The sequence below is a fragment of the Paracoccus sp. (in: a-proteobacteria) genome (assembly GCF_047605025.1).
Classification (GTDB): domain Bacteria; phylum Pseudomonadota; class Alphaproteobacteria; order Rhodobacterales; family Rhodobacteraceae; genus Paracoccus.
The window spans coordinates 38,108-58,702 of the sequence record NZ_JASGGO010000014.1 but is presented as its reverse complement, the minus strand read 5'-3'; the positions used below and the strand labels follow the sequence as shown (position 1 = coordinate 58,702).

18 protein-coding genes are annotated in these 20,595 nt (G+C 68.4%); 9 read left to right on the top strand and 9 right to left on the bottom strand.

Features of this window, described 5'->3' with window-relative positions; genetic code table 11:
• Positions 1-565 precede the first annotated feature (565 nt).
• The 5 genes from lldD to cysD all read right to left on the bottom strand — a co-directional run bounded on the left by lldD (position 566) and on the right by cysD (position 8,057).
• A complete protein-coding gene (gene lldD, locus QM682_RS09910) occupies positions 566-1,741 on the bottom strand; it encodes an FMN-dependent L-lactate dehydrogenase LldD (protein WP_415129244.1) in 1,176 nt (391 codons plus the stop codon).
• 5 nt (positions 1,742-1,746) lie between these two features.
• Entirely contained in the window at positions 1,747-2,505 is a 759-nt protein-coding gene (gene lldR, locus QM682_RS09905) for a transcriptional regulator LldR (protein WP_415129242.1), read from the bottom strand.
• Positions 2,506-2,650: 145 nt separating this feature from the next.
• A complete protein-coding gene (gene lldP, locus QM682_RS09900; protein ID WP_415129240.1) occupies positions 2,651-4,321 on the bottom strand; it encodes an L-lactate permease in 1,671 nt (556 codons plus the stop codon).
• Between the two features lie 838 nt (positions 4,322-5,159).
• On the bottom strand, positions 5,160-7,067 hold the full coding sequence (cysN, locus tag QM682_RS09895) for a sulfate adenylyltransferase subunit CysN (RefSeq protein ID WP_415129238.1): 1,908 nt from the start codon (positions 7,065-7,067) through the stop codon (positions 5,160-5,162).
• Positions 7,068-7,115: 48 nt separating this feature from the next.
• A complete protein-coding gene (cysD, locus tag QM682_RS09890) occupies positions 7,116-8,057 on the bottom strand; it encodes a sulfate adenylyltransferase subunit CysD (RefSeq protein ID WP_415129293.1) in 942 nt (313 codons plus the stop codon).
• Between the two features lie 61 nt (positions 8,058-8,118).
• Between cysD and QM682_RS09885 the strand changes: the two genes are divergently transcribed.
• Both QM682_RS09885 and QM682_RS09880 read left to right on the top strand, forming a co-directional pair.
• A complete protein-coding gene (locus QM682_RS09885) occupies positions 8,119-9,177 on the top strand; it encodes a helix-turn-helix transcriptional regulator (RefSeq protein ID WP_415129236.1) in 1,059 nt (352 codons plus the stop codon).
• A 117-nt stretch (positions 9,178-9,294) separates the two neighbouring features.
• On the top strand, positions 9,295-9,516 hold the full coding sequence (locus QM682_RS09880) for a hypothetical protein (RefSeq protein WP_415129234.1): 222 nt from the start codon (positions 9,295-9,297) through the stop codon (positions 9,514-9,516).
• On the opposite strand, the gene QM682_RS09875 is transcribed toward QM682_RS09880, so the two are convergent.
• Both QM682_RS09875 and tam read right to left on the bottom strand, forming a co-directional pair.
• A complete protein-coding gene (locus QM682_RS09875) occupies positions 9,513-10,220 on the bottom strand; it encodes a VIT1/CCC1 transporter family protein (RefSeq protein ID WP_415129232.1) in 708 nt (235 codons plus the stop codon). The genes QM682_RS09880 and QM682_RS09875 overlap by 4 nt on opposite strands.
• A 92-nt stretch (positions 10,221-10,312) precedes the next feature.
• On the bottom strand, positions 10,313-11,083 hold the full coding sequence (gene tam / locus QM682_RS09870; protein ID WP_415129230.1) for a trans-aconitate 2-methyltransferase: 771 nt from the start codon (positions 11,081-11,083) through the stop codon (positions 10,313-10,315).
• A gap of 99 nt (positions 11,084-11,182) precedes the next feature.
• Here tam and QM682_RS09865 point away from each other — a divergent pair, with 99 nt between their 5' ends.
• The 7 genes from QM682_RS09865 to QM682_RS09835 all read left to right on the top strand — a co-directional run bounded on the left by QM682_RS09865 (position 11,183) and on the right by QM682_RS09835 (position 17,848).
• Complete coding sequence (locus tag QM682_RS09865) at positions 11,183-11,524, top strand: hypothetical protein (RefSeq protein WP_415129228.1); 342 nt, start codon at positions 11,183-11,185, stop codon at positions 11,522-11,524.
• 59 nt (positions 11,525-11,583) lie between these two features.
• Entirely contained in the window at positions 11,584-11,937 is a 354-nt protein-coding gene (locus tag QM682_RS09860) for a DUF305 domain-containing protein (protein ID WP_415129226.1), read from the top strand.
• Between the two features lie 152 nt (positions 11,938-12,089).
• On the top strand, positions 12,090-13,292 hold the full coding sequence (locus tag QM682_RS09855; protein WP_415129224.1) for a CAP domain-containing protein: 1,203 nt from the start codon (positions 12,090-12,092) through the stop codon (positions 13,290-13,292).
• A gap of 157 nt (positions 13,293-13,449) precedes the next feature.
• Positions 13,450-15,045: a GMC family oxidoreductase gene (locus QM682_RS09850; RefSeq protein WP_415129222.1), complete on the top strand. Its 1,596-nt coding sequence runs from the start codon at positions 13,450-13,452 to the stop codon at positions 15,043-15,045.
• Between the two features lie 491 nt (positions 15,046-15,536).
• Complete coding sequence (locus QM682_RS09845; protein WP_415129220.1) at positions 15,537-16,253, top strand: lysophospholipid acyltransferase family protein; 717 nt, start codon at positions 15,537-15,539, stop codon at positions 16,251-16,253.
• Entirely contained in the window at positions 16,250-17,200 is a 951-nt protein-coding gene (locus tag QM682_RS09840; protein WP_415129218.1) for a phosphatidate cytidylyltransferase, read from the top strand. The genes QM682_RS09845 and QM682_RS09840 overlap by 4 nt, the downstream gene beginning before the upstream one ends.
• Positions 17,201-17,203: 3 nt before the next feature.
• A complete protein-coding gene (locus QM682_RS09835; protein ID WP_415129216.1) occupies positions 17,204-17,848 on the top strand; it encodes a CDP-alcohol phosphatidyltransferase family protein in 645 nt (214 codons plus the stop codon).
• A 58-nt stretch (positions 17,849-17,906) separates the two neighbouring features.
• On the opposite strand, the gene QM682_RS09830 is transcribed toward QM682_RS09835, so the two are convergent.
• Together QM682_RS09830 and uxuA are read right to left on the bottom strand one after the other, a co-directional pair.
• Positions 17,907-19,364 carry a mannitol dehydrogenase family protein gene (locus QM682_RS09830; protein ID WP_415129214.1) on the bottom strand — a complete coding sequence of 486 codons (1,458 nt, stop codon included), beginning with the start codon at positions 19,362-19,364 and terminating at the stop codon, positions 17,907-17,909.
• On the bottom strand, positions 19,361-20,581 hold the full coding sequence (gene uxuA / locus QM682_RS09825; protein WP_415129212.1) for a mannonate dehydratase: 1,221 nt from the start codon (positions 20,579-20,581) through the stop codon (positions 19,361-19,363). Before uxuA ends, QM682_RS09830 begins: the two co-directional genes overlap by 4 nt.
• Positions 20,582-20,595 lie beyond the last annotated feature (14 nt).

The window sequence follows — 20,595 nt, the reverse complement described above, 5'->3', positions numbered from 1 at the left end:
GGCCCTGCCCCCGCAATCAGGCTTCGGCCGCCCGAATGCGGGTAATTTCCATTGCCCCCTGATGATCGGCTGCTGCGGGCGGGCCGCTTCATCTGCCTGTCCGCCTGTCATTCGGGATGAGGTGCGCCATGCCCTGCCGCGAGGGCGGGGCTGTGCGGCTTTTGGACGGGCGGCCGCGCCGGACGCGACACCAGCCCCGCTGGTCGCGGTTGGGCAATCAGGCCCCTTGGCGTGATCATGGGCAGCTTGCCACGAAAGGGGCCTCATGGCTTGTGATCGGCGATTCCCGGAGCGGCGAATAGCGGATCATTCAAATGCCCTGAAGAAACCGCGTCATCTGGTCCGAATGCCGATAGTGGCGGGGGTTTGCGTCGATCGGTTGCGTCGATCAATCGCGGCGAGGGGGCGTGGGGCCTGCGGATGACTTGCCGGCCTTGCCAAAGCGACGGGTCGTTTTCGCAAGGCCGGGACGCGAAGGCCGGGACGCGAAGGCCGGGACGCGAAGGCCGGGATGCGAAGGCCGGGATGTGGCGGGCAGGCGCGGCCCTTGGCCGCGCCGGATCGTTCATGGGATGAGGCTTGCCGGGGCGGCGTTGGACGAAAGCGTGTCCAGTGCCAGCGCGTCCCGCGTCAGCTCCAGGACAGATTTCGCACCGCAAAGGGTCATCGCCACACGCAGCTCCTTCTCGAAAAGATCAAGCAGGTTCTCGACCCCCGCCTGGCCGCCCGCCGCCAGCGCATAGATGAAGGCGCGTCCGATCATCACCGCATCGGCGCCAAGCGCGATCATCCGCGCCACGTCCAGGCCCGAGCGGACGCCGCCATCGACCAGCACCTTCATCTGGCCCTTGACGGCATCGGCGATGGCCGGCAGCGCGCGGACCGAGGACAGCACCCCGTCCAACTGCCGCCCGCCATGATTGCTGACCACGATCCCATCCGCGCCGAAGGCCACCGCGTCCCGCGCGTCCTGCGCGTCCAGGATGCCCTTGATGACGATCGGCCCCTGCCAGAAATCGCGGATCCATTCCAGATCCTTCCACGAGATCGAGGGGTCGAAATTCGCCCCCAGCCAGCCGATGTAATCCTTGAGCCCCGTGGCCTTGCCCAGATAGCGCGAGACGTTGCCCAGATCGTGCGGCTTGCCGTGCAGGCCCACGTCCCAGGCCCAGCGGGGATGGGTCACGGCCTGCAACGCGCGGCGGATTTCGGCGTTCGGGCCGCTCATGCCGGAATGGGCGTCGCGGTAGCGGGCGCCGGGAACGGGCATGTCCACGGTGAAGACCAGCGTTTTCACCCCCGCCGCCTGCGCGCGTTCCAGCGCGTTCTTCATGAAGCCCCGGTCGCGCAGCACATAAAGCTGGAACCAGATCGGCCGGGAAATGGCGGGCGCGACCTCTTCGATGGGGCAGACCGAGACGGTCGAGAGCGTCAGCGGGATGCCCTTGGCCTGGGCCGCCTTCGCGGCCTGCACCTCGCCTCGGCGGGCATACATGCCAGTCAGGCCCACGGGCGCCAGCACCACGGGCAGGTCCAGCTTTTCGCCCCAAAGCTCGGTGCCCAGCGACAGGTCGGACATGTTGCGCAGCACCCGCTGGCGCAGCGCGATATCGGCCAGGTCCGAGACGTTGCGGCGCAGCGTATGTTCGGCATAGGCGCCGCCGTCGATGTAATGAAACAGGAAGGGCGGCAACCGGCGGCGGGCGGCTTCGCGATAGTCGGTCGAGGCTGAAATGATCATGGCGGTTACACCTTTTCCGAAGGCGGACGGAACGAACGCGCCCTGCGGGCCTCGTCCTCGTCGATGGTTTTCAGGGATGTGTGGACGAAATCGATATGGCGATGCGCGGCCTCGCGGGCGCGGGGGGCATCGCCCGCGACGATGGCGTCCAGCAATTCGCGATGCTGGGCGGAAAGCGGCTGGAACACCTTGGGCAGGGTGTAAAGCTTTTCCAGGCTTTGCGAGATGCTGACCTGCAAAAGATCGAACAGCGCGCGCGAGACCTGGAACAGGATCAGGTTGTGCGAGGCTTCGGCGATGGCCTGATGGAACGAGGCATCCGCGCGGGCCTCCTCCATCGGGTCCTCGCTGCCATGCAGGGCCAGCGTCCGCTCGAAGCTTTCGCGCAGCCGGGCCTTGTCCTGGGGCGTGGCGCGGATGGCGGCGTGCCAGGCCGCCGCCCCGTCCAGCGCATGGCGGATTTCCAGCACGTCGAAGCGGTATGCCGGATCGCCCTTCACCAGCGTTTCCAAGGGCGCGAAGATCGCGCCACTGGACCATTCGGGGGCCGGCTCGGCCACATAGGTGCCGCCGCCAACCCGGCTGACCAGGATGCCCCGGCTTGCCAGCCGCTGGATCCCCTCGCGCAGGGATGAGCGCGAGACCAGCAGATCCTCGGCCAGCCTGCGCTCGGCGGGCAGGCGGTCGCCCGGCCCCAGGCCGCGCGCGGCGATCATCTGTTCAAGCTTTTCGGCGATCTGGTCGGCAAGGCGCGTGGCTGGCATGGGGGCTGATCCGCAAGGCGTCCGCCCGGCAGACCGGATCTGCGAGGCTTGGCGGGTGACAGAAAGGAGCGGCATGATGGCATGGCTTCGGCGGGGAAGGAAAGGCTTCGGCGACCTGCTGGCCGGGCCGCCGAAGCGGGGCTGTCTAGGGGATCATCCAGGGCAGCACATAGGCTTGCAGCGTGGTGATGACGCCGATCAGCGCGGTGAAGAGCAGGCTGTGCTTCAGCGTGAAGCGGAACAGGTCGGATTCGCGTCCCGCCAGCCCCACCGCCGCGCAGGCGATGGCGATGGACTGGGGCGAGATCATCTTGCCCGTCACGCCGCCGGTGGTGTTGGCCGCGACCAGCAGCACCTCATGCACGCCGATCTGTTGCGCGGTCGTTGCCTGAAGGGCGCCGAACAGCGCGTTCGACGAGGTGTCCGATCCGGTCAGGAACACCCCGAGCCAGCCCAGGAAGGGCGAGAAGAAGGTGAAGGCCCCGCCGGTATGGGCCAAGGCCAGCGCCAGCGTCGCCGAAAGGCCCGAATAATTGGCCACGAAGGCGAAGCCCAGCACCATGCCGATGGCATAGATCGGGATCCGCAGTTCGCGCAGGGTTTCGCCGAAGGTCTTCAGCGCCTCGGCCGGCCGCATCTTCAGGAAGGCGATGGTGACGATCGCGGCGATCAGGATCGCGGTGCCCACGGCCGAGAACCAGTTGAACTGATAGACCGCGTCATAGGGCGCCGGCTGGGGCACGATGGGCGCGACCTTCTGGACAAGCTGGTGCAGCAGCGGCACCTTGATCTTGATCACCCAGCTTTCCAGCGCGCCGCCGGCGGCGAAAAGCTGCTTGAAGGGCGCGATGCTCCAGATCGTGACCATGACGGTCAGAAACAGGAAGGGCGACCAGGCGCGGATGATCTGCCCGCCGGTATGGCCTTGGCGTGCGGTTGCGGCATCGGCGCCGGTGATCCTGGCCGCCTCGTCCGCGTCCAGCGCGAAGCGGAAGATATGCGCCGGCTTCCACACCCGCAGGAACAGCGTCAGGCTGACCATGGCCGCGATGGCCGAGGTGATGTCGGGCAGTTCCGGGCCGACGAAGTTCGAGGTCAGGTATTGCACCACCGCGAACGAGCCGCCGCCCACCAGCACCGCTGGCCAGGTTTCCTTGACGCCGCGCCAGCCGTCCATGATCGCCATGACCCAGAACAGCACGATGATGGTCAGGAACGGCAATTGGCGCCCGGCCATCTGGCCGATGGCGAAGGGGTCCAGATGCGTGACCTGGCCCGCGACAATGATCGGGATGCCCATGGCGCCGAAGGCCACCGGCGCGGTATTGGCGATCAGGCAAAGCCCCGCCGCGTAAAGCGGCTTGAAGCCCAGCCCGACCAGCAGCGCCGCCGTGATCGCGACCGGCGCGCCGAAGCCCGCCGCACCTTCCAGGAAGGCGCCGAAGGCGAAGCCCACCAGAATCATCTGCAATCGCTGGTCCTCGGTCACCGACAGGATCGAGGAGCGGATGATCTCGAACTGGCCGGTCTTGACCGAGATCTTGTAAAGAAACACTGCGCCCACGATGATCCAGGCGATGGGCCAAAGTCCGTAGAAGAAGCCGTAGACGCCCGAGGCCAGCGCCATGTCCACCGGCATGCCGTAAAACAGCACCGCCACCAGCAGCGCCAGGATGACGGTGATCGTCCCGGCGACATAGCCCTTCATCCGAAAGACGGCGAGGGCCATGAAGAAAAAGCCTATGGGGATCAAGGCCACCAGGCTTGAAAGCCATATGTTTCCGGCCGGGTCGTAGTTCTGCGCCCAAACTTCCATGTATCAATGCCTCCACTCACTGAGAGGGTTTCGGACAAGCGCCGACCGTCCCTCCGCATGCGGCCCTGACGGTTGGCGGGTCTTAAATCGGTCGTTCCAAAGGGGCGGGGGTTCTGTGCCTGTCCTGGCAAACCGGCCCGACCTTCCTTTTGTCATTCAGGGAAGAAATGGCATAGTGGTCATACCAAATGCTTATTTCTGGCATGAAGATGCCACGAAATCGAGGCTAGTCAAGAAATTTTTAGGAAATGCCTGGAAGTATCCAAATATTGGTAGGACCAATATACCGATTTAGGGCCGAAACCGGGTTTCCCGCGCCGCAATGCGCCGCGCGGCCGCCATTCCCGATGCGCGGGACGGCGATTTCCGGTGATTGAAGCCTGTTCCAAGGGGAAGGTCGCGGCATCGCGCCGGGCGAAAGCGGCGTGATTCGGCAATCCTCACCGTCTTAGCGGGGGGGGCGCAGAACCTGTGCGGCCATTTTCAGCCTCATGGCGGGTATGATCCCGCCGATGCCCATATCCGGGCGTTCGTTGTGACAGGTCCATCGCCAGTCGGTGGCGATTTGCCGCGCGTTATGGGGAAGGCCGCTTCTTGCGAAGGGCGAATGCCGGCCTTTGATTTCATGCCAGAGGGCTTGCCGGGAAGGTGCCCGGCCGCGCGGTTCCGTGTCCGACGGTCAGCGCCTTGCGGCGCCGCCGGCCTTTCCCGCCGGCGCCGCAAGGCCGATACCCGCCAGATGAAAGGGCCTGCGTCGGACCGCCGTGATCGCCGTCCGATGCTGTTTCCTTCCACCCGCGCGCCCGGCCAGCCCTGGTCCGGGCCGCAAGGCCCGGACCTAGGGGATCAGCCGCGCGATGATCAGGTCGGCCGCCTCGGCCGGGGTCATCTGCGTCGTGTCGATGCGGATCTCGGGCGAATGCGGCTCTTCATAGGGGCTGTCGATGCCGGTGAAGTTCTTCAACTGACCCTTGCGCGCCTTGGCGTAAAGGCCCTTCACGTCGCGCCGCTCGGCCTCTTCCAGGGGCGTGTCGACGAAGACCTCGACGAATTCGCCCGGCTGCATCATGCCGCGCACCATGTCGCGTTCCGAACGGAAGGGCGAGATGAAGGCCGTGATCACGATCAGCCCGGCATCGGTCATCAGCTTGGCGACCTCGCCCACGCGGCGGATGTTCTCGATCCGGTCGGCCTCGGTGAAGCCCAGGTCCTTGTTCAGCCCGTGGCGCACGTTGTCGCCGTCCAGAAGGAAGGTGTGGCGGTTCATCCGCGCCAGCTTCTTTTCCAGGATGTTGCCGATGGTGGACTTGCCCGAGCCGGACAGGCCGGTCAGCCAGACCACGGCGGGCTTCTGGTTCTTCATCGCGGCGTGGTTGTCGCGCGAGATGTCGGTATGCTGCCAATGGATGTTCTGGGCGCGGCGCAGCGCGAAATGGATCATCCCGGCGGCGACGGTGCGGTTGTTCATCTTGTCGATCAGGATGAAGCCGCCCAGATCGCGGTTCTGGTCATAGGGCGCGTAAGGGATCTCGCGGTCGGTGGTGATATTGGCCACCCCGATCGCGTTCAGGTCCAGCGTCTTGCTGGCCAGATGTTCCTGCGTGTTGACATTGACCTCGTATTTCGGGGTCTGCACCGTGGCCGAGACGGTCTGCGTGCCGATCTTGAGCCAATAGGCGCGGCCGGGGATCAGTTCGTGATCGTCCATCCAGACCAGGGTGGTCTCGAACTGGTCGGCCACTTCCAGCGGCGCCTGGGCGGCGACGATCACCTGCCCGCGCGAACAGTCGATCTCATCGGTCAGGGTCAGGGTCACGGCCTCGCCCGCGACGGCCAGGTCGCGGTCGCCGTCCAGCGTCACGATGCGCGCGATGCGCGAGGTCTTGCCCGAGGGCAGCACCCGGATTTCATCGCCCGGACGGACCTGGCCGCCGGCGATCAGGCCGGAAAAGCCCCGGAAATCCAGGTTAGGGCGGTTCACCCACTGCACCGGCATGCTGAAATCGCCCGCTTGCGCGGTCTCGTTGTCGATCTCGACGGTTTCCAGGAAGGGCAGCAGGGCCGGGCCGTCATACCAGGGGGTGTTGTTGCTGGGGCCGGTGATATTGTCGCCCTTGAAGCCCGAGATAGGCATCGCGGTGAAGCTTTCGATGCCGATGCCGCGGGCGAATTCGCCGTATTCCGCGACGATCTGGTTGAAGATCGCCTGATCGTAGCCGACCAGATCCATCTTGTTCACCGCCAGCACCACATGGCGGATGCCCAGCAGGTGGACCAGATAGGAATGGCGCCGCGACTGCGTGAGCACGCCCTTGCGCGCGTCGATCAGGATCACCGCCAGATCGGCGGTCGAGGCGCCGGTGACCATGTTGCGGGTATATTGTTCGTGGCCGGGCGTGTCGGCGACGATGAACTTGCGCTTTTCGGTGGCGAAGAAGCGATAGGCCACGTCGATGGTGATGCCCTGTTCGCGTTCGGCCGCCAGGCCGTCGACCAGCAGGGCGAAGTCGATTTCCTGCCCCTGGGTGCCGACGCGCTTGCTGTCGGCCTCAAGCTGGGCAAGCTGGTCCTCGAAGATCATCTTGCTGTCGTAAAGCAGCCGCCCGATCAGGGTCGACTTGCCGTCATCGACCGAGCCGCAGGTGATGAAGCGCAGCATGGTCTTGTGCTGGTGCGCCTGAAGATAGGCGTCGATATCCTCGGCGATCAGCGCGTCGGTCTTGTAGATCGGATCTTGGGTGTTCATGGAAGGCACCTGAAAGGAATTGTCGGGAGAAAGCGGGAAGGGAGGGCGTCAGAAATAGCCTTCCTGCTTCTTCTTCTCCATCGAGGCGGCCTGATCGTGGTCGATGGCGCGGCCCTGGCGTTCGGATGTGGTGGTCAGCAGCATTTCCTGGATCACCTCGGGCAGGGTCGCGGCCTCGCTTTCCACGGCGCCGGTCAGCGGATAGCAGCCCAGCGTGCGGAAGCGGACGGAACGCGTCACGGGTTCCTCGCCGTCCTGAAGGCGGAAGCGTTCGTCGTCGACCATCAGGATCAGCCCGTCGCGTTCGACCGTCGGGCGCGGCGCCGAGAAATACAGCGGCACGATCTCGATGCCTTCCAGGTGGATGTATTGCCAGATGTCCAGCTCGGTCCAGTTCGAGATGGGGAACACCCGCACGCTTTCGCCCTTGGCCTTGCGCGCGTTATACAGCCGCCACAGCTCCGGGCGCTGGTTCTTGGGGTCCCAGCGGTGATTGGCCGAGCGGAACGAGAAGACGCGTTCCTTGGCGCGCGACTTCTCTTCGTCGCGGCGGGCGCCGCCGAAGGCCACGTCGAAGCCGTATTTGTCCAGCGCCTGCTTCAGCCCCTCGGTCTTCCACATGTCGGTATGCAGCGAGCCGTGGTCGAAGGGGTTGATCCCTTTCTCGACCGCCTCGGGGTTCTGGTAGACCAGCAGGTCCATGCCCGCGTCGCGCGCCGCCTTGTCGCGCAGCGCATACATGTCGCGGAATTTCCAGGTCGTGTCCACATGCAGCAGCGGGAAGGGCGGTGGCGAGGGGTAGAAGGCTTTCTTCGCCAGATGCAGCATGACGGCGCTGTCCTTGCCGACGCTGTAAAGCATCACCGGCTTGTCCGCCTCGGCGGCGACTTCGCGCATGATGTGGATGCTTTCCGCTTCCAGGCGCTGCAAATGGGTCAGTGTCTTGGTATCCATTCCAAATGTCTCGGTGTGAGAAGAGGTTGACCCGATCTAGCGACTGGATCTAATTCAAGAACCCCCCATATGGGGGTAATTTTGCCGGGGATATGCCATGCCTGCCGAGGCCGATCTGATCAAGGGGCTGTTTCGCGCTTCGGCCGGTCTGGACGGCTGGGGCCGGGTGGTGTCGGCGCGCCATGCCTGGGCGGGGTTCCTGGGGTCGCTGGCCGGATCCGTGCAGGCGCAGCGGGCGCGGCTGCTGATCCTGCGCCAGGGTCGCGTGGTCCAAGACTGGCGCATAGGCGGGCAGGTGGCCATGCCCGAGACGGATCTGGCGCTGATGCGCCGGGGCCGGGTCTATTCGCAGGTCGATCATCCGGGGCTGGCCGATCGCGCGCGGCCCCTGCGCAGCCTGCGCTGGCAGGCCGGGTCCGAGGTGGACGGCCTGCTGCTGCTGGGTCGGGACGAGCGCGATTTCCGCGCCGTGGACGGGGTAAGGCTGTCGAACCTGCTGCCCTATCTGGGCCAGGCCGTGCAGGACTGGCAGACCCAGGACGAGATCCGGTCCCGCGCCGCGCTGGACGCGCGGCTGGCGGGACGGCTGGGCGCGGGCTGGCTGGTCTTCAGCGCCGCCGGGCTGGTTCTGGCGGCCTCGGACCCGGCGCGGCGCTGGCTTGCCGGGGCCGAGGGCGCCCCGCGCCTGCGCGCCGACGGCTGGCTGGAATTCGCCGAGCCGATGCGGGCGCAGGCGTTGCAGCAGGCGGTGGCGGCGGTGGCGGTGGCGGAGGGCTCGGAGAGCGCGGCGGCCCCCTCGCGGCCGCTGCCGCTGGCCGTTCGCCCCCGGCTTGAGATCGTGCTGACCCGCGGCCGTCTGTCCGGGGAAGAGGTGGTTCTGGGCGCGCTGCGCCGGGCGCGGGCGGCGCGCGACCTGCCCCTTGCCGATCTGGCGCGGGCCTTCGACATCAGCCGCAGCCAGGCGCGGCTGGCGATGCTGCTGGCGGATGGGCTGTCGCTGGCGCAGGCGGGGCAGGAACTGGGCTGGACGCTTGAGACCGCGCGCAGCGCCTCGAAACAGCTTTACGCGCGGATGGAGGTTTCGGGGCAGGGCGGCGTCCTGCGCCGGGTGCTGACCAGCGCGCTGTGGCTGGCCATGCCGTCCGAGGGGGAGTGAACGCGGCCTTCGGCGGCGCGCCCGGTCGATCCGGGTTGCTCTGTGCGGCGGCATGTGGGGCAAGCGCAGAGGGGAAGTGCAGGCGAGCCCGTCCCGCGCCGGTCCCATGCGCGGCAATTGGCGAAGGCGCTGGAACTTCCGGCCGGGCCGGCGATCTGGCGCATGGTCGAGGCAGATGCCGCGCTGCTGGATCGGGTGATCGCGGGGAAGCTGCCCGGCTGGCTGTGCGCCGTGCGACGTGTGCGGGTCGAGGGCGGGTTGAGGGCGGCGAATGCCGCATGGGTATTTGGAAAACGAAGAAATCAGGAGGACCACCAGATGCCGGGACCGAACAGCTAGAGGCCGATCCCGAAGATCCGGCCCACCCCGGCGGTGACGGCCATGGCGATGGCGCCCCAGAAGGCCACGCGCCGCGCCGCCGCCGCCTTGGGCGCGCCGCCCGCATGGGCGCCGAGCGCGCCCAGCACCGCGAGGCTGACCAGCGTGACCGCCGCCACCAGCGGCACGACCATGCCCGCGGGCGCCATCGCCGCCGTGATCAGCGGCACCGCCGCCGCGCCCGAGAAGGTCGCGGCCGAGGTCAGCGCCGCCTGCAAGGGATTGGCCGCCATCGCCTCGGAAAGGCCCAGTTCCTCGCGCATGTGGGCCGAAAGCGGGTCCTTGCGGCTCATCTCATGGGCGACCAGTGCCGCCGTGCCGGCCGAAAGGCCGCGGCTTTGGAAGATCGCGGCCAGTTCGGCCTCTTCCTCCTCGGGCATTTCCAGCAGTTCCGCGCGCTCGCGCGCGATGTCGGCCTTCTCGGTGTCCCGTTGCGAACTGACCGAGACATATTCCCCCGCCGCCATGGACATCGCGCCCGCCGCCAGCCCCGCCGCCCCCGCGATCAGCATGGCCGAGCGGCCGGGCTGGGCGGCCGCCACGCCCACCATCAGCGACGAGACCGAGACGATGCCGTCATTGGCCCCCAGCACCGCCGCGCGCAGCCAGCCCATGCGGTTGACGAAATGCATCTCGGGATGCGCCGGGCGCAGGGTTCGGTCCATGGCGCTTCTCCTTCGCGGTCAGGGGGCCAGCATCCGCCCATCCGTCCCGTGGCGCAAGCCCGGCCGGGCGTGGCCGCCTTTGGTTCCCGCCCTCAGTCCAGGGCCTCGGCCACGAAGAAATAGCGCGGAAAGGCCAGCAAGGCGCGGCCTCCGCTTTCGGGATAGGCGGGTGCGATCTCGGCGCGGTAGGCCGCTAGGAAAGCGGCCCGTTCGGCCCTGTCCAGGGGCACCAGATAGGGGCGCAGGGCCGAGCCCTTGAACCATTCCACGATGGCGTCGAGGCCGGCCAGTTCGACCTGGTAGACCGTGTGCCAGATGTCCAGGCGTCGGCAGAGCGGGCGCAGCAGGGCATGCAATCGCGCGGGTGCGATCAGCGGCCTGCGCCGGGTTTCGGCATCGGCCAGGCGGCCGGCCCATTCGGGGCGGCGGGCGATGCGGCGCATGGCGGCGTGGCTTGGTTCGTCCAGGTTGTCGGGCATCTGCACCGCCAGCGCCCCGCCGGGCGCCAGCAGGCCGACGAGGCGGGGAAACAGCACCTCGTGCCCGTCCAGCCATTGCAGCACGGCATTGGCGAAGATCAGGTCGGGGGGCGCTTCGGGGTGCCAATCCTGGATCCGGCCATGCTGGAACCGCAGGCCGGGCAGGGATCGGCGCGCGGCGGCCAGCATGTCGGGATCGCAATCCAGGCCCAGGGTCCTGGCCCCCGGATAGCGCGCGGCCAGAAGCGCGGTGGAATTGCCCGGCCCGCAGCCCAGATCCACCACCAGGCGCGGCGCCGTCAGCGGCACCGCCATCAGCAGATCCCGCGCCGGGCGGGTGCGGTCGTCAAGGAAGCGCGCATATTGCTGGGCCGACCATCCCATGGCGCGCCTTTCGCGGTGAAACAGAGCAAGAGTAACAGTCCTGGACCGGATGGAAAGGGCGGGCTTGCCTTTGGCGGGAATCGGCGGCTAGATCGGGGCATGCTGCGCCTTGTGCCTAGATTTCTGGCCTTGTTGGTCTGGGTGGTCCTGCTGGGGCCGGCCCCAGCCTGGGCGCAACCTATCGCGGCGCAACCCGTCTTGGCCCTCGCCGCGTTCCCGGTCGAAAGCCATGCCCATGCGCATATGGCCAAGCGCCATGCCGCCGCGCATGAGGCCCCCTGCGCCGATGCCTGCGCCCAGCATGTCTGTTGCGCGCCGCCGCTGGCGCTGCCCGATCTGGCGCCGCGCCGCAGGCTGGCCGAATTGCCGCTGTATCCCGCGCCGCCGCGCCTGCATGCCCCGCGACGCGGCGGCGGGCTTTATCGTCCCCCTCGGGCCTGACCCTTCTCGCGCCGGGTCCTTCCGGCATTCCTTTCAGATCGAACCCGAGGAGCGGACAGATGAAATCCGTGACGATCCCCCTTTTCACCGCGCTGCTGGCCATGCCCGCCCTGGCGCAGCACGCGGGCCATGCCGGCCATGGCGACGATTCGATGGCGGCCTATATGGCGACGATGGAGCCGATGATGGGGTCCATGCAGGGCATGGCCTCGACCGGCGACGCGGATGCCGATTTCCTGCTGATGATGATCCCGCATCACCAATCCGCGCTGGACATGGCCCAGGTCGAACTGGCCCAGGGCGACGATCCCGAGACCCGTGCCCTGGCCGAGCGGATCATCGAGGCCCAGAAGGCGGAAATCGCCCAGATGAAGGCCATGCTGGAGCGTCTGGGCCATCCGATGCCCGAATAGGCGGGGGCCCGAATAGGCGGGGGCCCGAATAGGCGGGGGCCGGGGCCGCTTTGGCGGCCCCGATCCCGGATCGCGACAATTCTTGGCATCCCGCGCTGGACCGGGGCGGGGGATCCTGCGACCCTGCCCTGGTCGCAACCAGGAGCCCGCCCATGTCCTTCGCCAGCGCGGACGAACGCTATTTCGCCCAATTGGTCAATCAGGCCCGGCAGGCGGACGGGTTGGCGCCGATGCGCCTGGAAAAGCGGCTGAACGACGCGGCGGATGCTCATTCGCAATGGATGCTGGATGCCGACCGCTTTTCCCATACCGGCGCCGGCGGCTCCGGTTCGCGCGAGCGGATGCAGGCGGCGGGCTTTGATCTGGCCGGAAGCTGGAGCACGGCCGAAAATATCGCCTATGTCTCGATCCGGGGCGAAGGCGATCTGCGCGACGAGATCCGCGAACTGCACCGCATGCTGATGGACAGCCCCGGCCACCGCGCCAATATCCTGGGCGAGAACACCCTGATGGGCATCGGGCTGAAGGTCGGCATGATGACGGTGGGCGGGCGCTACTACAAGGTGCTGATGGCGACGCAGGATTTCGGCCGGACCGATGGGCAGGTGCGGCTGGATACCGGGGATTTCGCGCCGGTCGCGAACCCTTTTCCGGGACCTGCGCCGCAAAGCCGGGCCGAATGGCTGAAGGGGTTCGACGGCCAGGTCTTCACCTCGCCCGGCCAAGGGACGGCCCGCAACGACGATTTCCGGCTGACGGCGCGCGGTGAGCGTGCCGATGGCGCCGCCGGCCATGACTGGATGTCGGGCGGGGCCGGAGATGACAGCCTGACCGGCGGGGCGGGTTTGGACCGGCTGATCGGTGGCGCCGGGTTCGACCTGTTGAACGGGGGCGCCGGCAACGACACGCTGCAAGGCGGCGATCATGGCGACCGGCTGATTGGCGGCCTGGGCCATGACCGCCTGTGGGGAGAGAATGGCCGCGACCGTCTTGAGGGCGGGGCGGGCGATGACCGGCTGGCCGGCGGTCGGGGCGATGACAGCCTTTTGGGCGGGGCGGGCAACGACCGCCTGCACGGGGGCCTTGGCGATGACCTGCTGAACGGCGGCGCCGGGGCGGATGTCTTTGTCTTTCAGCGCAGCCATGGCGCCGACACGATCACCGGCTATCAGCGCGGCATCGACCGGCTGCTGATCGACGACGCCCTGCTTGACCGCCCCGCCGCCTTCATGCGCGACCACATGAGCCGGGCCGAGGGCGGTGTGCTGATCGATTTCGGCGATGGCGACCGGATCCTGCTGATCGGGCGCAATCTGACCGTGGCCGGCGTGGCCGACGATATCTTCGCGATCTGAATCTTCGCGCTCTGACCAGGGCGCGCGGATAGGGCTTTCCCCCGCCGGCGGCTCGGGACAGACTGGGTGGCGGATGCCGGAGCAGGCGGCCGGGCCATATGCGGCGCCCGTGCCCACACCCTCATGCCAAGAGGGGCCGCGCGCCAAGGGGGGAGCCATGGAAAGCTATGACTATATCGTCATCGGGGCGGGCAGCGCGGGATGCGTCCTGGCCAATCGGCTTAGCGCCGATCCGCGCAACCGCGTGCTGCTGCTTGAGGCAGGGGGCCGCGACAATTACCATTGGGTGCATATTCCGGTCGGCTATCTTTACTGCATCGACAACCCCCGCACCGACTGGCTTTATCGGACCGAGCCGGATCCCGGCCTGAACGGGCGTGCGCTGATCTATCCGCGCGGCAAGGTTCTGGGCGGCTGCTCGTCGATCAATGGCATGATCTATATGCGCGGCCAGGCGGCGGATTACGACAATTGGCGGCAGATGGGCTGCACCGGCTGGGGCTGGGACGATGTGCTGCCGCTGTTCAAGGGGCATGAGGATTACTATCGCGGCCCCGACGAGATGCATGGCGGCGGCGGCGAATTGCGGGTCGAGACCGCCCGTGTCCGCTGGGCCGTCCTTGACGCCTTCATGGCGGCGGCCGAACAGGCGGGCATTCCCCGCACGCAAGATTTCAACCGGGGCGACAATGAGGGCAGCGGCTATTTCGACGTGACCCAGCGCCGCGGCTGGCGCTGGAGCGCGGCGCGCGCCTTTCTGCGCCCGGTGGCCAGCCGCCCGAACCTGCGTGTCCTGACCCATGCCCAGGTCGAGCGTCTGGTGATCCGGTCGGGCGAGGTGCGGGGCGTCATCCTGCATCACCGGGGCCAGCGCCGCGAGGTCCTTGCCGGGCGCGAGACGGTGCTGGCGGCGGGCACCCTGGGCTCGGTCCAGGTGCTGGAGCAATCGGGCATCGGGCGGGGCCAGATCCTGCGCGAGGCGGGCATCGCGCCGCTGCTGGACGTGCCCGAACTGGGCGAGAACCTTCAGGATCATCTGCAACTGCGCCTGGTCTACAAGGTCAGCGGCGTGCCGACCCTGAACGAGAAGGCGTCGCGGCTGATGGGCAAGGCGGCGATTGGGCTGGAATATCTGCTGAAACGTTCGGGGCCGATGGCGATGGCGCCCAGCCAGGTCGGCATCTTCACCCGCTCGGACCCGCGCAAGGCGACGCCGGATCTGGAATATCATGTGCAGCCGGTCAGTCTGGACAAGTTCGGGGATCCGGTTCACTCCTTTCCCGCCATGACCGCCTCGGTCTGCAACCTGCGCCCGGAAAGCCGTGGCTCGGTCCATGTCTCGGGGCCGGATTTCCGCGCCGCGCCGAAGATCCGGCCGAATTATCTTGCGACCCCAGGCGACCGCGAGGTGGCGGTTCGCGCGATCCGCCTGACCCGCCGGATCGTCGCGCAGGACGCCTTTGCCCGGTTCGATCCGCGCGAGCATCTGCCGGGCATCGCCTTTCAGTCGGACGAGGATCTGAAACAGGCCGCCTCGGCCATCGGCACCACGATCTTTCACCCCGTGGGCACCTGTCGCATGGGCGCGGATGACGGCGCCGTGGTCGATCCGCGCCTGCGGCTGCGCGGCCTTGGCCGGCTGCGCATCGCCGATGCCTCGATCATGCCGCGCATCACCAGCGGCAACACCAATGCCCCGGTGATGATGATCGCCGAAAAAGCGGCGCGGATGATGCTGGAGGAGGCCCGCTGATGTCCGGGGCGGACCGCTTTCGGCCGGAACGCGGAAACAGCGCCGCCGCGACCGTCGCGAACGTCGGGGCAATGGGGGTGAAGAGCAGCGAGAGACTTGTCGCGGCATGCCGATCCGCCCGAGGTGGCGCGCGATTTTTATCGGGGGCGCGCCGCCGGGGGGGGGCTTCGCCCCCGCGCGTTCCGCGCTCCCCCAGGATATTTGGGCAAGAAAGACGGGCAAGGGGGCGCCGATTCGGAAGGGCGCGTGATCTTGTCGCATGGCTGGCCCTGGATCCCGCCGAGCACGCGGCTGGGGGCGGGTGTGTTCGCGCGGGCAGGCATGGGCAAGGCGCAGGTTCGGGGGCGCATTTCTTGAAATGCTTCCGCAGGCAATACGGGCGCGCGCCGCGTCGTTTCTGGTTGCCGCGCCGCGAGGGGTAGGGCCATCCGGGGCGAGCGATTGCCAAGGCACCGTAATCGGTTATCTTGCGCGTCCACGAGGGAGGCGTCATGCGCAAGGCTTTGGCCCGGCTTAGCGGGCGGATCATCACCTTCTTTGCCCGCGCGGTGACGGCGGTGCAGCCGGTCTGGCAGGGCGTGGACCCGAATGCGGCGCGCCAGCGGGTCTATTTCGCCAATCACGCCAGCCATGGCGATTTCATTCTGATCTGGGCGGTGTTGCCGCCCCGCGCGCAGCGGGCGACGCGGCCGGTCGCGGGCGCGGATTACTGGCAGGCCGGGCGGCTGCGGCGCTTTATCGGCATCGAGGTCTTCGATGCGCTTCTGATCGCGAGGAAGGGGGGCGGCGCGCCGGGCGCGGCCATCGCGCGGATGGCGGGCGCGCTGGATGCGGGCGCCTCGTTGATCCTGTTCCCCGAGGGCACGCGCAACCAGACCGATGCGGTCCTGCTGCCGTTCCGCGCCGGGCTTTACCACCTTGCCCTGGCCCGGCCCGAGGTGGATCTGGTCCCGGTCTGGATCGAGAACCTGAACCGCGTCCTGCCCAAGGGCGCCGTGATCCCGGTGCCGCTGATGTGCAAGACCATTTTCGGCGCCCCTTTGCATCTGGCCGCCGGCGAGGGCAGGGACGCCTTCCTGGCCCGCAGCCGCGCCGCCCTGCTGGCGCTGCGGCCCCTGCGCGAGGGGGCCGACGGCGAGGGGGCCGCGTCCGGGGCGGGCGCGTCTGGGGCAGGCGCGTCTGGGGCAGGCGGGGGAGGGGCGGCATGAACGGCGCGCATGAGGATCTGCTGGCGGTGATCCTGGGGGTCGGGGGCGTCCTGGTGCTGGCCTCGGCCATCGGCTGGGTGCTGGCGCGGCGCTATTCGCCCGACGGCGAGAACTCCGCGATCGAGAACCTGAACGACCGCATCCGCGCCTGGTGGCTGATGGTTCTGGCCCTGGCGCTGGCCCTTCTGGGCGGGCGCGCGGGGGTGATCGTGCTGTTCGCGATCTGCGCCTTCGCGGCCCTGCGCGAGTTCATGACCCTGACCAATGCCACGCGGGCCGATCACCGCACGCTGGCCGCCGCCTTCTTCGTCGTGCTGCCGGTGCAGTTCTGGCTGGTCTGGATCGGCTGGTATGGCCTTTTCACGGTCTTCATCCCGGTCTGGGTCTTTTTGCTGCTGCCCATCGTCTCGGTTCTGGCCGGAGAGGTGCGCAACTATCTGGTCCGCGTCGCCGAGATGCAATGGGCGCTGATGATCTGCGTCTTCTGCGTCTCGCATGTGCCGGCGCTGCTGGATCTGAAGATCCCCGGCCATGGCGGGCGCAACGTGCTGCTGATCGCCTGGCTGGTGATCGTGGTCCAGCTTTCGGACGTGCTGCAATATGTCTGGGGCAAGCTGCTTGGCCGGCGCAAGCTGGCGCCAAGGCTGTCACCCTCGAAGACGGTCGAGGGGCTGGTGGGCGGCGCGCTGTCGGCCAGCGCCATCGGCACCGCGCTGTGGTGGATGACGCCGTTCCGCCCGCTGGAAGCGGCGGGGATGAGCCTGATGATCACCGCGCTTGGCTTTGCCGGGGGGCTGGTGATGTCGGCGATCAAGCGCGACAAGGGCGTCAAGGACTGGGGCCATACCATCGCCGGCCATGGCGGGTTCATCGACCGGCTGGATTCGGTGGTCTTTGCCGCGCCGATCTTTTTCCATGTCACGCGCTATTTCTGGAACGTGGGGTAGGCCATGGCGGATCTTTCCAATCGCAGGCCCCTGGCCAGCCGGCAAAGTGGCTGGGCCGCGCGGGCGACGCGCTGGCTGGCGGGAACGCGGGTGACGCCGAACCAGATCTCGGTGGCGGGGATGGTCGCGGCGGTGGGCGCGGGCGCGGCCTTCTGGGCGGCGGGCGGCTGCGCCGGCTGGGGGCGCGCGGCGGCCCTGCTTCTGGCGGCGGGGCTTTGCCAGATGCGGCTGCTGTGCAACCTTTTCGACGGCATGGTCGCGGTCGAGGCCGGGCGCGGCGCCCCCGATGGCGGGTTCTGGAACGAGTTTCCCGACCGCGTTTCGGACCTGCTGATCCTTCTGGGCGCGGGCCTGTCGGTCGGCGATCCGGCTTTGGGCTGGGCGGCGGTCGCGATGGCCTTTCTGACGGCCTATCTGCGCGAGTTGGGGGTGAATTGCGGGCTGGCCGCCGATTTCTCGGGACCGATGGCCAAGCAGCACCGCATGGCCCTGGTCACCGCCGCCGCGCTGCTGTCGCTGGCCGAGCCGCTTTGGGGCGGTCATGGCGGCGTCCTGCGCGCGGCGCTTTGGCTTTTGGTGCTGGGCACTGGCCTGACCGCGCTGCGCCGCGCCCGGCGGCTGGTCGCGGGGTTGCGGGCGCGGGGCTGAGGCGCCCGGACGCGGTTCGCGTGCGCGATCCTTGTCTTCCCGGCCGTGTCCGTGCCCCTCAGCCCGCCAGTTCCTTGGCCATGACCTTTCGCAGGCCCCGTGCGCGGATCGCATCGGTCAGCGCGGCGATGCGTGCCAGGAAGGCGGCATCCCCGGTCAGGCGGGTCGGGGCAAGGCCGGGCAGGCCCAGCACGCGGCGGGTCAGCGCATCGGCGTCCGGCCCGGCGGCGCGGGCTTCGGCCATCAGCGCCCCGGCCCTGGGATCGTCGGGGCTGGCCCCCGCCTGCGCAAGCCCCGCCAGCCATGACAGCCAGACCGCGACGGCGAAGGCATAGGGCCGGGCATCGCCGCCTGCCTGCAAAAGCTGCACCGCCGGGGCGAACCAACGCTGCGGCAGCTTTTCGGTCCCGTCCATGGCGATCTGGCGGGTCTGGTGGGCGATGGCCGGATTGGAGAAGCGCGCCATCAACGCCGCGCCATAGCCTTCGGGGTCAAGGCCCGCGCCCTGGGGCAGGGTCGTCCCCGCCGCGCGCATGTGGCGCCGGACCAGCGCGGCCAGCGGGGCGTCGGCCACCGCCTCGCGCACATGGGCCAGGTCCAGCATCTGCCCGGCATAAGCGATCAGGGAATGGCTGCCGTTCAGCATGCGCAGCTTCATCGCCTCATGCGCGGCGACATCGGCGGTGAACTGCGCGCCGCCCGCCTCCCATGCGGGACGGCCCTGGGGGAAATGGTCCTGGATGACCCATTGGCTGAAGGGCTCGGTCTCGACGCAGGCGGGATCGCGATGGCCGGTCACGGTGGCCACGTCGTCCAGCGTGGCCTGGGTCGTGGCGGGGGTGATGCGGTCCACCATCGTGGCCGGAAAGGCCACATGGTCGGCGATCCAGTCCGCCAGCGCCGGATCCAGGCGGCGGGCAAAGCCCGTCACCCCGGCGCGAAGCAGGGCGCCGTTCTCGGGCAGGTTGTCGCAGCTTAGCAGCGTGGGCGGCGGGCTGCCCTGGTCGCGGCGCAGGGCCAGCATCCGCACCAGAAGGCCCAGCACGCCGCGCGGCGCCCCTGGACCGGCAAGGTCGGCCGCGACGGCGGGATGGGCCGGATCGGCATCCATCGCGGCGCGGTCGATGCCGTAAGCCTTTTCCGACACCGTAAGCGAGACGATGCGGATCCGGGGCAGGCAGGCCGCGCGCAGGATCGCCGCCGCATCGCCGCCGATCGCGGGGCCATGCGCGCCGATCACCCGCGCGCGGGTCCGGGGGCCGCGTTCCAGCACGGTGTAAAGCCCGTCCTGTTCGTTCAGGGCCTGGGCGATGTCGCGGCTGCGCAGGTTCGCGCCCAGGATGCGCCAGTCGCCCCCCTGCGCCGCCAGCGCGTCATCCGTCGCCACCGCCTGATGCGCGCGGTGAAATGCGCCCAGGCCCAGATGCAGGATGCCGAAACCATGCGCCGTCCGGTCATAGCCGGGTCGCGCCACATGCGGCGGCAGGCCCCCCAGCCCGGTCAGCCGGGGCGTCATGCCGCGCCTTCGGCCAGCAGCGGATGGGACAGCGCCGTCTCGACCCCGCGCAGCTCGGCCAGGCCCTTGAGGCGGCCCACCGCAGGATAGCCGGGCTGGCCGCCCTTGCCGATATCCGACAGGATATCCTGGCCATGATCGGGGCGCATCGGGATCCGCCAATCCTCGCGTCCGGCGGCGCGGCGGGCCTTTTCCTGCGCCAGGATCTGGGCGATCAGCGCCACCATGTCGGTCTGGCCGCCCAGATGCTCGTCCTCGAAGAACGAGGCGGGGGTGCTGTCCTGATCCCGGCGGACATTGCGCAGATGCAGGAAATGCACCCGGTCGCCCAGCCGCCGCATCATGCCGGGCAGGTCGTTGTCGGGCCGCGCCCCGAGCGAGCCCGAGCAAAGCGTGATCCCGTTCGCGGGCAGGTCCACGGCGGCGACGCGCTCGGCGAAATCGGCCTCGGTGGACATGATCCGGGGAAGGCCCAGCAGGCCGAAGGGCGGGTCGTCGGGGTGACAGCAAAGCCGCATCCCAAGTTCCTGCGCGACGGGCGCGACCTGTTCCAGGAAATCGTGGAAATGCCGGCGCAGCACCGCATCAGTGACCGGGGCATAACTCTCCAGCAGGGCGCGCACATCGTCGAGCGTGAAGCTTTCGGCGGCGCCCGGCAGGCCGAAGACGACGTTGCGGGCAAGCTGGGCGCGCTGGCCTTCGGACATGTCGGCGAAGCGGCGGGCGGCGGCCTCGCGCAGGGATTCGGGAAAGTCCTGCGAGGCGCCGCGCCGTTGCAGGATATGCAGGTCGAAGGCCGCGAAATCCACCAGGTCGAAGCGCATGCACAGCGCGCCGGTCGGACGGCGCCAGGCCAGGTCCGTGCGCGTCCAGTCCAGCACCGGCATGAAGTTGTAGCAGATCACCCGCAGCCCCGCCGCATGCAGGTTGCGCATGGACTGGATCCAGGCGGCGACATGGCCGCGCCAGTCGCCGGTCTGGGTCTTGATCGCTTCCGAGACGGGCAGGCTTTCGACCACCTCCCAGCCCAGTCCCGAGGGGCCGCCATCGGTCATCACCGCAAGCTGGGCCTGGCGCTTGGCGATTTCCTCGGGCGACCAGACGCTGCCCGTGGGGACGTGGTGCAGCGCGGTGACCACGCCCTGCACCCCCGCCTGAAGCATGTCATCGACCGAGACCAGATCCTTTGGTCCGAACCAGCGCCAGGTATGTCGCATCCTTGTTCCCTCTC